9 protein-coding genes are annotated in these 12,485 nt (G+C 55.9%); all 9 read right to left on the reverse strand.

The genetic code is table 11. From position 1 onward, the window contains the following. Positions 1 to 302 precede the first annotated feature (302 nt). A complete protein-coding gene (locus ACR0KC_RS22135; protein ID WP_480707748.1) occupies positions 303 to 1,304 on the reverse strand; it encodes a glycosyltransferase family 2 protein in 1,002 nt (333 codons plus the stop codon). Positions 1,305 to 1,342: 38 nt separating this feature from the next. Beyond that, a complete protein-coding gene (locus ACR0KC_RS22140; RefSeq protein WP_480707746.1) occupies positions 1,343 to 2,302 on the reverse strand; it encodes a glycosyltransferase family 2 protein in 960 nt (319 codons plus the stop codon). Continuing rightward, the gene (locus tag ACR0KC_RS22145; RefSeq protein ID WP_480707744.1) at positions 2,299 to 3,183 is read right to left on the reverse strand and encodes a glycosyltransferase family 2 protein; all 885 of its coding nucleotides are present in this window, start codon (positions 3,181 to 3,183) and stop codon (positions 2,299 to 2,301) included. The genes ACR0KC_RS22140 and ACR0KC_RS22145 overlap by 4 nt, the downstream gene beginning before the upstream one ends. A 69-nt stretch (positions 3,184 to 3,252) precedes the next feature. Continuing rightward, positions 3,253 to 4,791: a lipopolysaccharide biosynthesis protein gene (locus ACR0KC_RS22150; protein ID WP_480707742.1), complete on the reverse strand. Its 1,539-nt coding sequence runs from the start codon at positions 4,789 to 4,791 to the stop codon at positions 3,253 to 3,255. Positions 4,792 to 4,794: 3 nt separating this feature from the next. After that, the gene (locus tag ACR0KC_RS22155) at positions 4,795 to 5,958 is read right to left on the reverse strand and encodes a class I SAM-dependent methyltransferase (RefSeq protein ID WP_480707740.1); all 1,164 of its coding nucleotides are present in this window, start codon (positions 5,956 to 5,958) and stop codon (positions 4,795 to 4,797) included. Continuing rightward, positions 5,955 to 7,130 (reverse strand): class I SAM-dependent methyltransferase, encoded by a 1,176-nt coding sequence (locus tag ACR0KC_RS22160; protein WP_480707739.1) that lies wholly within the window; start codon positions 7,128 to 7,130, stop codon positions 5,955 to 5,957. Before ACR0KC_RS22160 ends, ACR0KC_RS22155 begins: the two co-directional genes overlap by 4 nt. A 17-nt stretch (positions 7,131 to 7,147) precedes the next feature. Continuing rightward, on the reverse strand, positions 7,148 to 9,472 hold the full coding sequence (locus ACR0KC_RS22165) for an NAD-dependent epimerase/dehydratase family protein (protein ID WP_480439584.1): 2,325 nt from the start codon (positions 9,470 to 9,472) through the stop codon (positions 7,148 to 7,150). 1 nt (position 9,473) lies between these two features. Then, entirely contained in the window at positions 9,474 to 10,250 is a 777-nt protein-coding gene (rfbF, locus tag ACR0KC_RS22170; RefSeq protein ID WP_170734188.1) for a glucose-1-phosphate cytidylyltransferase, read from the reverse strand. Positions 10,251 to 10,411: 161 nt separating this feature from the next. Further along, positions 10,412 to 12,485: cadherin-like domain-containing protein (locus ACR0KC_RS22175; RefSeq protein ID WP_480796377.1), on the reverse strand; the 2,074-nt coding region annotated here is incomplete at its 5' end.

A 12,485-nucleotide genomic window follows, 5' to 3' on the forward strand; every position in this document is an offset into this window, starting at 1 on the left:
GGTAAAGGTAAAGGTCAGCGCGCCATCAGGCAAAAGATAGGCGGGATCATGGGCCAGCACCACCGCACCCGATACATTCCCGGTAAAATCATGTGGACCGCTGTCAAATAGAGATGTGGACACCCTATTACCTCATTAAACAAAACACTAAAAACTTCGAAAGTTTACACCAAATGCCCTTGAATCCGAATAGATTCTTACAGGCAGCGAAGACAGGGAAGTGTGTAGTATTCAGAAGGGTTTAATCTGGGATTATGTTTTGTAATTAATCCCGCTGTTAAAAACCTTATAACCTATGGCCCTTAGTGTCGGTTTTGTGCGGGTGAAAACGCCCGCCCCTGATCTTCGGGCGCGATTCGTTCGCGTACTGAGTTTGGCGGAGCCAGGCCATTCAGTCCGCAAAAGGCGGCCCAGGCTTCGTCCAGCGCTCCAAGAGCCAGAAGTTTTCCTACTCGCAGCATCGAAAGCGACCAGGCAGTTGGTAAGGCAAAAGGCCTGAACCGACGCATGAAGCGCATCCGGTTTCTGGTGTTAAAATAATTTGCAAATGGTGATGGCCGACGGGACGGGGTGCCTGTGCCGATGGCGGTTCCTCCATGGTGAAGCACTACTGCTTTAGGGCATAACATTAACGGCAATTCTCCGCGCCGTGCAGCCCAGTCGACTTCTTCGTAATAGAGAAAATAATCCTCAACCATAAACCCGACGCGCTCAATGAAAGTGCGCGAAGCCACCATGTTGGCGCCTGTGATGAAATCGACGCTGGTGACGTCCGGCAGGACTGCTTCGTGGTCCTGTTTTCCGGAATTGATGCTTTCGCAGATTCCCGACCAAGGAAACACGCGCCCTCCATCTGATTGAATCCTACGCGGGGGGCCAAGATAATAAATACGCCCCCCCATAAGAGAAAAAGGGCCCGCCTTGGCGGCACAATCGGCATATACGCTGGCTGTATTTGGCAGAACCTCACAGTCGGGGTTCAATATCCAGAACAGATCTATTTCGGAATCCTGCATCAGGAACTTCAAACCCGCATTGACCCCGCCTGCAAAACCGAGATTGCCGCCCGTGTGCAGCAATGTAAATTGTGAGTGTTCAGATACAGTGGCTTCGGATGCTCGTTTTTCGACAAACGAGACCTGACTACACGCGGCCCAATTGCGCACGATATCAGCCGTCTCATCCGGTGAATTGTTATCGCATACTATAGTTCGTATATTAGTATATTCTGAAGCCCAGAGACTTCGGAGGCAGGCTTCAATTACATCCGCAGATCGATATGTCAGAATAACTACGCCAATCATGAAATAACTCTGTTCTGTTTGAAAAAGACGTGTCGGCCCTATGCCAGTTTGTTGATGATCCGCGAGGCAAGGGCGCAGAGGGTTGCTACAGGCTGACGCCGTAACGCTGCAAGTAGCAGACGGCGGGTCGTTCGTTTTTTGCCGAGACGCCAAGTCAGGCTAGCGAATTTGACTAGATTACGTGCATAAACATCCGGGTATTCTTCCAGAACCAGTCGATTCTTTTTCAGTATTCTGGCAAGCCCCAGTCCCTTTTTTCGGAAATTTGTGGAAATGCTGTCATCGGATACAAAGGCTAGGACAACCGGCTCAGGGTCTTCATAGATGCGTGTGTGCTGAGCCAGGCGCGAAGTGAATTCCCAATCCGCATTCGCCTTGGCGCAGGGATCAAACCATTCTTCACCGGGAAAGCAGTCTTTACGAAAAACTGCATTTTGCAGGCTGATACGGTTGCTCTCCAGAAATCTACGTGTCTGATCCTCTTCAAGCTTGAGAGGTTGACTTGGAGATGGTGCGCAGGTCACTTTACCTGAGCCATATGTGCGGTCCGCATCGCGACCGTAAAGGATTTTTGAACCAATGACCACGCCGACATCCGCAGGCAGTGTTTCAAAAAACGTCAACTGGCGGGCCAGTTTGCCCGGCAACCAAAGATCATCGCTGTCCTGAAAGGCGACATACGAGCCCCGGGCATGTGTCAGGCCCGTGTTGCGTGCCTTTGAAACACCAGTGTTTGTGTCATGGCGAACGTAACGCACCCGAGTATCTTTTAGGTTTTTGACCACCGACATGACGTCCTCGGTGGAAGCATCATCCACAACGATCAGTTCCAAATCCCTGTAGGATTGGGACAAGACACTTTCACAGGCCGCCTTCAGACTGTCCGCCCTATTATATGTCGGCAGAATGACGGATACCGTGACGGCTGCCACAGGCTCCGGAGCCTGTGGCAAGGTGGCGTGTTTGTCGCGTTCTTGTGCAGATAGGGTATTGGTCATGGGTTATATCCTCGTACAACGGCTCCGCCCAAAGATCGTAGGTCGGTCAGAAACACCCGATAGTTCCCGGCGGCCCATTGCAGAGTTTTTGCATAGGCCCGTGCCTTTGCCTTTGGGGGAAGTGCAGTGCGCATGATGGCTTTCTGACTGGCCCAGAATTGTTGTGAATAAAGCGCGGGCAGAATGTTTTTGGCTGTAGCGTCGAACCATGTCAGCTTGTCGCGTCGTGTCTTGAGCCTGACCGATCGGTTTTTGTGGTCTCGCCAAAGAAACAGTTCCTCAGGAACGTATTCCAGCCTTCCGTGCAGAGTCAGTTCGGCCAGAAGGGATCTATCCGATCCGACAAAGGGCGCAATGGCCGGTGTCATTCTGAGCACGTCCAGCCGCATAACGCCAAAAACCGTTACACAGGAATGGTTCAGAGCCATTGCCCGCGCGAACCTGTCGATCGGATCAGGTGTGTTGAAATCCCACTCTTTTTCATAGCGCCCGGTTATGTGGCCGGCGTTGTCGATACATTTGACCCGGGTTTGGACCAGAACGGCCCCCGGGTCTCGGTCTAGTGCTGCGACACATTTTTCTAAATATTCCGGTTCGCACAGATCATCATGCGCCATCCATTTAAAATAGTTGCCTTGAGCCTGTTCGACGCAGAAATTGAAATTCGGCGCGGCCCCCCGGTTCTGTGGATGACGATGATACACAAAACGAGGGTCTTTTGCGGCAAAGCGGCAGCAGATTTCTCTGGTTGAATCGGTCGAGGCGTTGTCGGCGATCAGTACACGAAAGTTGGAGTATGTCTGCTGTGCTAGGCATTGCAATGCGCCCTCAAGAAATTCAGCACCGTTGTAAACGGGTAAACCTATAAAAACACTACTCACAATACCGCCTCCAGGGATCCGTTAACGCCGAATGTTCCAAGCATACTCTAACGTCATACTGTGGCATGATCATGCACGCCCCATAATCTTTCTCAGGTAGAGACGATCGCTTGCGTCACAGGCATAGCCAAACAATATGGCCAGATAAGCTACTCCACCTACAAAACTAAAAAATACCAACTCTTCCCAACTGTCAGGTGTTTTCAGCAACCGCAGCCCGCCCCAAGTCACAGCCCCGCAGGCCGCGGGCATGAGGCCACGCAGCAGAACGCTTTTGGCAAACAGCCGAAACGGTACGTGGATTAATCGCAGGCACAAACCCCAGAAATAGCTTAGCTGGGCCACGATGGTGATAATGGTCAACGCCGCTGTTACCCCCACGGCACCGAGCCCGAACCCGTCAAGCAGGACCAACATCAGGATCAGTCCGGCCAATTGGAACAGAAAGGCGGGCAGGTTGAATTCACGTACATGAGCGGTTGCCATTGCTGTGATCGGCAGTAGCACCGTGGCATGCGAGAACGGAAAAATGACCATGAACAGAACAAGGATCAGTGCGGCCTGAGTATATTCCGGGCCGAGATAGAGATGAATAAAAATATCGGCATAAATCGACAAAGGCGTGGCAATTGCCATTGAGGCCCAAAGCGTATATCGCCCCGCACGCAGAACGGTATTGGCCAGCCTTTCACGGTCTTGGAGCGCATTCATGGCAGTGATGGCGGGCTGCAGTGGTAAGGCAGCCAGACTGACGGTGCTTTGCATCTGCCGAAAAATGGTGGCGCCAATATGATAGTTCGTGACACCGACAGGGGTTCCGTAGAGATTGAGCAACAGAGTTGCGGCATTGGTGTACATGATCGCGCCTAGGCGCCCCAATGTCGTCCACATCCCGAACGAAATCAGTTGTTGCGCCTTTGCCAAGCTGAATAGCTCCCGCTGCATTCTCAGTTCGGGAACCATGCGCAGGGATCGCATCAGGGTAATAGCTGTGAATGCCATCTCGGAAATGAATGTGGCCACTACGACCCAGACCACTGATGCACCCAGCGATAGCAGGAAGTAAATCGTCAGGCCCGCGCGCAGGAAATCGCGCAGGATTTCTAACATTTTCAGCTCAAAATAACGCTGTCGAACCGGGTAGGCCGTTGTGAACGGGATGATGAGCATTTGCAGGGTAAAGCTGATAACGAGCAGGCTCAGCATCAGGCGGGCGTCACCAACCATGCCGGGCGTGATGTTAAAAATCTTCTCGAAATTGGCGGCCAATATCAGACCAATCGGAACAAACAGGCCTGCCGCCATAAGCAGGGTCGGAAACAGAGATGATACGATCCGCCGGACTTCGATAAAGTCACCCTTGGCATAGGCGTCCAGAATGTATCGGCTGACTCCGCCGGTAAAAAACGAGAAAAACAGCGGGGCGAATACCATAAGCGATGTAACGACCGGCAGAACCGCAAATTCCGCGGCAGGCAGGCGCGCCAGAAGGTACTGATAGACCCACATCAGCACTAGAAAGTTCACGATCTTGGCAGCCACCGAACTGAGCGAGTTGATCGCAACCAGTTTTTTGGAGACGATGATATTCTTGTGCTCGACCGCCATATCCTATCCCGCGATGACAGCGAAATCCGGGTTCAGGCCCATGCTGCGCACCTGTTCGGTGATCTCGGCCTCGTAAAGCGCGTTTGAGATCAGGATCAGATCGGGGCTGACACCGGGCAGGGCCTCGGGGGCGATCACCGGCAGGGCGACGCCGGGGGCCACCAGCCCGTGCTTGCGCGTGTTCAGATCGACCAGCGCCGCCAGCGGTCGGGCCGCGTCGCCCAGGGCGTTGGCGAATGTGATCCCCTTGGAGCCCGCGCCCCAGATGACCACATTGCCTTCAAACCCTGACAGCCGGTCGCGCCAGCGATCCAGTTCCGCAGTGGCGGCCTGGCCAAAGGCATGGGCGGCGCGGGCGATATCGGCAGCCCCGGGATCCAGATACTCGGGCTGGGGCGCGGTGGGTCTGGCCTCGACCATCAGGAATTGCTCACCATAACCAGCAGAGACCGAGATCGGCTCGAACCCGGTGCGGCGGAACAGTGTGGTGATGGCAGGCGCGCTCCAATAGCCCACATGTTCATAGATCACGTCCCACATGGACACCGCATCCAACATCCACCCGGCATTGGGTACCTCGAAATAGATCGGTACATCGCGATCCCCGATGGCGCGGCGGATATCGGTCATCAGCGGCACCGGCGCATCCACATGTTCCAGCACATGACGGCAGAGGATGGCATCAAAGGGCCGGTCCAGCTGATCCGATCGGAAATATTCACCCACGATCTCAACATTGTCGCGGGCGGTAAAGGGTGTCTCTTGTCCGTCCATCGAGGGGTCAAACCCGGTGGCGGTGGCCACGCCGTTTTTGGCCATCAGATCCAGCATATGCCCGTCGCCACAGCCGATCTCGACCACATGTTTGCCTTTCAGGCCGTGACGGTCCACCAGACCAGCGGCCAGTTCTTCGGCAAAGGCCTGGAATTTGGGCGAGAAATGCAGCGCGTTCTCATAGCCTGGCGCATAGACCATGCGCGCTGGATCAAAAGCACCGTTCCAGATGAACCCGGTTTCGGGGCAGAGCTTCAGATCCACCGTTCCGGCAGGGGCGGCGCGGGCGGCATCGGCATCAGGCCAGAGCTGGTTGCAGATGACCGGCACCTGATCCAGCCGAAAGATATCTTGCGCGTTCTCCGCGGTGCAGAGGGGAAAGGTTATGGTCATACCGCCACAAGCTCCGGGTTCAGGCCCATATCAGCCAGTTGCGCGCCAATTTCAGGCAGGTAGATTGGGTTCATCACGATCACCGTGTCGGGCGGGGCGCCTTTTAGGCTTTCAGGGCTGGAAACCAGATGCCCAGTGCCCGGCAAGTATTTGCCCTGCTTGAACGGGTTGATGTCGATGACCTGCGCCACCTCAGCCCCCAGATCATTGGTGGTCAGGAAAGACACGCCCTTCGAGCCACCGCCCCAGATGGCCACCCGCTTGCCCGCACCATGGCGCGATCGCACGAAATCGGTCCAGTGGGCGCGAATCTCGGCCACTTTCTGCGGGAAAGCCGCGGCCAGGGCGCGCACCGCGTCCAGATCATCCTCCTGCGCCAACACCGGACGGCCCGCCGCCGGTTCCGCGTACTGGATGATATATTGATCGTCATACGCCAGATACAGCTTGGTCACATCGAACCCGGCCCGCCGGAACAGCCGGGCGTGGCTGCCCAGGGTGAAATAGGAACAGTGTTCGAAATAGATGTCCCAGAAGGCGCCTTCTGCAAGCACGCGGTACACATCCGGGGTCTCGAAGAAGACACCAACATCCGAGCGTCCGTCGATCACCTGCGCGATCTCGTTCATGAACCGGCCGACCTCGGGGATATGTTCCAGCGTGTGACGGCAGGCAACGAAATCAGGGGTCTCGGCAATGGTGGCGGGATCGAAATATTCGCGCTGAAAGGTGATCTCGTGACCATCCGCGCCGGGCAGGCGTTCGGGGATGAAACCGGGATCGACGCCCAGACCGATCGTGCTGGTCTGATCCGCCAGCTCCTGCAGGAACTCGCCCTTGCCGCAGCCGATCTCCAGCGTGCGCTTGCCCTTGAGATCATAAAGCGAGGCCACCTCGGTCGCCAGCTCGCGGGCAAACCGGTTGAACGTGCCGGAAAAATGCTGGCTTTCCTCGGTGGTCGAGGCGTAATCGACCTTGGACAGATCGAAAACGGAATTGAAGACAAAGCCGCAATCGTCGCAGAATTTCAGAACCAGCGGATGGCGCGGGAAATTGCGCGCCTCATCCTCGGTGTCCAGCAGAATGCAGCTTTGCACCGGGATGGCGTCCAGCCGGTAAATCTCTGACAGGGTCTGCCCGGCACAGGCCGGGCAAGAGGTCAGTTCAGTCATAAATATGCCCTCCGCCGTCAGGATTCGACGATTTCCAGTTCCGGGATCGGTACAACGAACTTGCCGCCGGCCTGCAGGAAGGCCTGCTGTTGGCGAATGATCTCGTCGCGGAAGTTCCAGGGCAGAATTATTACATAATCCGGATTATCATCCATCAATCTTTCGGGCTCATCGATGCGGATACGCACGCCGGGCATGTATTTGCCCTGCTTGTGGACGTTCTTGTCCACCGCGTATTCAATGGCCCGGTCGTTGAGCTGCAGAAAGTTCAGCATGATCGTGCCCTTGGCCGCCGCGCCATAGGCTGCGATGCGCTTGCCATCGGCTTTCAGATTGCCCACCAGTTTGCGCGCCTGATCGCGGAAGGCCCGGACACGGGCCCCGAAGGTCTTGTAGTAACCGAACCGGTCCAGACCCAGTTCATGTTCTTCGGCCAGGATATCCGCAACAGCCTGCGTGGGTGCTGCGGTCTTGCCAAAGAACAGCCGCAGTGACCCGCCATGGATTGGCACCCGCCGCATATCGTTCAGATACAGCCCGTGCCGTTCAAACAGCGTTTTGGCCGAACCCACCGAGAAATAGCACAGATGCTCGTGATAGATCGTGTCGAACTCGATGAAATCGATCATGTCGCGGACATAGGGAAATTCGACCACAACCTGCCCGTCATCGGCCAGCAGCTCGGCCATGCCTGCCACCAGATCATTCTGGTCGGCCACATGCGCCACCACGTTGTTGGCGATGATGACATCGGCCCGTTTGCCTTGTGCGCGCAATTCGCCGGCCACGCGGGTGCCGAAGAAGTCGATCACCGTGTCGATACCCTTTTCGCGCGCTGCAGTGGCGGGTTGCGAGGCCGGATCGATGCCCAGAACGTTGATGCCTTCGCCCTTGAAATTCTGCAGCATATAGCCGTCATTCGACGCGATCTCGACCACCAGATTATCCGGTCCGAGCTTGCGTTTCTCGATCAGTTCCAACGCGTTTTCGCGAGAATGCTTCAGCAGATCTTCGGAGTAGGACGAGAAATAGACGTAGTCGTCACCGAACATTTCTTCCGGCGGGCGGGTTTCCAGCAGCTGAACCAGAGTGCAATCGGGACAATAGCCCAAACGCAACGGGACCAATGACTCTTTATGCGTCAGCCCACTTTCTTCCAGCAGACCGTCCGAACGGGGCATCAGGCCCAGATCGAGAATGGGCTCCAGCCCCTTGTGGCTACAGGAAATACAATTGACCCCGGCGCTGTCGGCCACGAAATCCGAAGGGTCGGCTTCCTGCACGTTTTCAGGGGTGCGCGAAGACACCCCATTTTCGGTGTGCTTCAGGGCCACATCAATGACATCATCGGCGATCAGCTTTTTGATATGGCCGATCCGCTGATAGCGGGGGCCTTCGAATTCTTCCAGCGTCAGGTCCTGCGCCAGATAGGATTCATACAGCGATTGCGCGCCCTTGCGGGCATCCCATTGCGGTTTGAAATGCGGCATCACCCGTTGGATCTTGTCGCAGTTCACCCGATAGGACCGTTTGTCGGGGCCAGCATCATCGGCAAAGGTCACCTCGCAACCCGGAACCACATCGGCCACGATCTCGGCCAGTTCGCGGATCTGGTAATTGTGCTCGGTCACGCCGACATTGAAGGCCTCGTTGCGGATCTTTTCGACCGGCGTGTCCAGCGTCGCCAGAAACGCGCGGCTGATATCTTCGATATGGGTGATCGGCCGCCAGGGCGTGCCATCAGATTTCATATGGATATTGCCCGTGGTCACCGCCCAGGCGACGAGGTTGTTCAGCACCAGATCAAACCGGATGCGCGGGCTGACCCCATAGGCCGTGGCCGAACGCAGGAAGGTCGGGCAGAACGTGTCATCCGCCATCTCGGCCAGCGCCAGTTCGGATTTGACCTTGCTTTCACCATAAGGCGTCACCGGGTTGAACGCCCCGGTCTCGTCGATGAAATCCGCGCCCGACGCGCCATAGTTCGAGCAGGAGGACGAGAACACAAACCGCGACACCCCGGCCGCCTTAGCGGCACGGGCCACGTTCATCGTGCCCTCATAATTGATTTCATAGGTGGTTTCGGGTCGGAAATCGCCTAGTGGATCGTTCGACAGTGCGGCCAGATGCAGGACGGCGTCAAAGCCCAGCAAATCTGCTGCCTCGATATCGCGGATATCTTTCAGGATCGTCGGCACTTGCGGCATCTCTCCGCCCGGAGCGAAAGTGCAGCGCTCGTACAGGTCGCTGTCGATCCCCGCTACTTCATGTCCGGCTGCCTCCAGCATGGGAGTCAGCACCACACCGATATACCCACGGTGACCAGTTACCAATACACGCATATTATTTCTCCCAAACCGCCCAGGGGCGTTCACCGGAATCCCACAGCTTTTGCAGATTGTGCTTGTCGCGCAGGGTGTCCATCGCCGCCCAGAATCCGTCATGAGGATATGCCATCAGCTGACCATCCCTGGCGAGATTCTCCAGCGGCGCATGTTCGAACATGACCATATCGCCTTCGATATAGTCAAAGACCTGCGGCTCGAGGATAAAAAAAGCACCGTTGATCCGACCCTCGGCTGTCTGCGGCTTTTCCTCGAACGCAACAACCTGGTTGCCCTCAAAGCGCATATGACCGTAGCGCGCGGGCGGACGCACCGCAGTGATCGTCGCCAGCTTGCCGTGGCTGCGGTGAAAGGCAAGCAGCTTGTGCAGGTCCACATCCGATACGCCATCGCCCCAGGTCAGCATGAAAGTCCCGTCGCCCATATAAGGCTGCAGTCGCTTGACGCGCCCTCCGGTCAGAGTCTCACCACCGGTTTCGATCAGATCGACGGTCCAGGGCGCGTGATCCTGATCGTGGCGCACCACCGGTTCAGGATGTCCCATATTGACCGTGATATTGCCTGCCAGCGTTCCGTATTCCGCAAAGTAACGCTTGATGTAATTGCCCATATAGCCAAGGGCGACGGCAAAATCGTTATACCCGTAATGGGAATAGGTCATCATGATATGCCACAGGATGGGCATACCTCCGATCTCGACCATTGGCTTGGGCCTGACCGAGGTCTCCTCTGCCAGACGCGTTCCCTTGCCCCCGGCGAGAATTGCAACTTTCATGGAAATTCTCCGTTAACACAAATGTAATCGTAAGCTTGCCAAAGAGACTCTGACAAAGAAATAGGCCAATTTTATGGAATGAAGCGTTCCTCCGGAAACTGACAATATTTTACTCGATACCGTATCCCAATTAGCGGAAATATGGTGATTTTTCACCTTTCTCAGACCAGAAGCGTATCCGTGAAGATGAAATCATCGCTGTTGAGATCCAGCCCGTAGACACTGTTCAGAAGGCCGACAAGCTCGTCAGCATCGCCATTCTCGCCCACCCGCCAGATCGCAGTGCCCGGTGACAGGCCCGGCGCATCGGTGCTGAGCACGTAATCCGCGGCAACACCCGCCAGCTGCACCTGATCGGTGCCCGAGATGAAATCGTAGACAAAGCCATAATCACCCTCGCCCGCATCAGCCCCGATCCCGTCGTCGTAATAGGTGCCGTTCGCATCCCCGAAGACAAAGACATCCGCGCCGCCAGCGCCGACAAACACATCGATCTCACCTTGCCCTGGCGCAGCGCTGGTGGTATCGACAGCAACCTGAACTTCGTCGGTCTCGTCGCCCTGAATGATGTCATCTCCGGTGATCTCAGTCACAGTGAGATCACCGAACGTGACGTCGTAATAATGGGCGAGAAGATAGAGCGACCCGGTGGCCGGAGCTTCATCCAGACTGAATGTCTCAATTGTCTGCAAAGTCCAATCCACCGGCTCGGTCGTGCCCTCTTCCCAAACCTTCAGGCTGTACTGGCGGTCGTAGATTGCCACTTGTTCGACACGCACAGTGAAATTGTAAGACAGACCTTCTGCCAGATCAAAACCCTGGGCACCGAGCAGGTCGGACCATTCATGGTAACTGTGGCTTCTGAACTGGTTTGTATAGAAGAACGCCGCACCCGGCTCATAACCCGTGTTAAGCTGGGTATCGTTAGATCGCTCGGTGTGCCCACCCCAAAGCATTCCGATTGCAAACGCTTCGCCTACGCCAATTGGGTCATCATTGTTGAGATTATGCATGGTGATGGTCACGTTGAGCTCGTAATTGTCCCAACTGTCATCCCCCAGAACCAGCAGCCGGTCATATCCCAAATCAACCGGTCGGATACCGTTTTCGCCCCAGGACCAAGTGCCGTCAACGATCTGCAGCACATCTTGCGCCTCTGTCACCGCAGACCAGTCGATGTCGTAATTGGGACTCCAAGCATTACCGATTTCGTATTCAACCACCACATCTCGGGTCACGATGGCACCCCCGGCCAGCGTGGCAGTGATAGTTACTACATCATCGGCGCTGGTGGCGTCGAGCTCTGCAAAATCGATCTCGATATTGAAATCGCCTTCGTTCTGAAGTCGCCGCGTGTCGGCTCCCATCAAAAGAGTCTGCTCGCCCCCCCCGTTCAGCGAATAGGTCAGCGTTTCCACGTTGCCGCCCACATTGCCCAAGATGTTGATCGCCGTCTGCCCTTCTCCGGGGTTGCCGAAGCTCTGGTTCAGGCCGTACCAGACATCGATCGGGTTCCCGACGGCAATTGTTACGGTTGCGGTATCAGTGAATTCTCCATCTGAAATCGTATAGGTGAAATCATCTGTTCCCGAATACCCCGCATTCGGCGTGTAGGTATAGGTGCCATCCTCGTTGTCGACCAGTGTGCCATTGGTGGGCTGCGTCACATCGATCAGGCTCAGCGTATCGCCATTCGGATCACCGTCATTGGCCAGCAGATCAGCCGCAGCCGCAATCACTAGCGCCGCATCAACTGGCGTCACCAGACCGTCATCCACCGCATCTGGCGCAAGATTGACTGGTGTATAGGTACCATCCTCATCCGCGATGGGGGCAGCAGTGTTCTCGAAATAATCGACCTGTGCCGTATACCCCGAAGCGTTCCCAGTATTACCTGCGAAGACCCCTGCCTTTGCTGTGGTCAACGCATGCGTGAAGCTGCCAGCCGTCACCCAGTTGGTGCCGTCTACCGAATATTCAAACGTCCAGTCATCCCCACTCCGCGTCAAACGAAGATAGGGTGCAGTGCCGCCAGAGATGGTTGTCCGGAAGGCCTGGCTGGAATCGCCATCAACAGTGATCCCAGCAAAGGCATAGAGGTTATTACCGTCTGAATAGGTGTCGAACCGCAACCAGTTGTCGGCGTCCTGCTCAACCAGCAAACCCTGCAACTGATACCTCTCAGTCGGAGTGGTCAAAAAACGCGTCCCGATCTGAAAATCCGTGTCCGAGGTC

It is taken from the genome of Ruegeria sp. CF3, from assembly GCF_056537365.1.

What these genes read in the sequence shown, in the direction of transcription:
- ACR0KC_RS22135 (WP_480707748.1), bottom strand. Translation starts at nt 1,304, where the DNA reads ATGATTGGCGTAGTTATTCTGACATATCGATCTGCGGATGTAATTGAA.
- ACR0KC_RS22140 (WP_480707746.1), bottom strand. Translation starts at nt 2,302, where the DNA reads ATGACCAATACCCTATCTGCACAAGAACGCGACAAACACGCCACCTTG.
- ACR0KC_RS22150 (WP_480707742.1), bottom strand. Translation starts at nt 4,791, where the DNA reads ATGGCGGTCGAGCACAAGAATATCATCGTCTCCAAAAAACTGGTTGCG.
- ACR0KC_RS22155 (WP_480707740.1), bottom strand. Translation starts at nt 5,958, where the DNA reads ATGACCATAACCTTTCCCCTCTGCACCGCGGAGAACGCGCAAGATATC.
- ACR0KC_RS22160 (WP_480707739.1), bottom strand. Translation starts at nt 7,130, where the DNA reads ATGACTGAACTGACCTCTTGCCCGGCCTGTGCCGGGCAGACCCTGTCA.
- ACR0KC_RS22165 (WP_480439584.1), bottom strand. Translation starts at nt 9,472, where the DNA reads ATGCGTGTATTGGTAACTGGTCACCGTGGGTATATCGGTGTGGTGCTG.
- rfbF (WP_170734188.1), bottom strand. Translation starts at nt 10,250, where the DNA reads ATGAAAGTTGCAATTCTCGCCGGGGGCAAGGGAACGCGTCTGGCAGAG.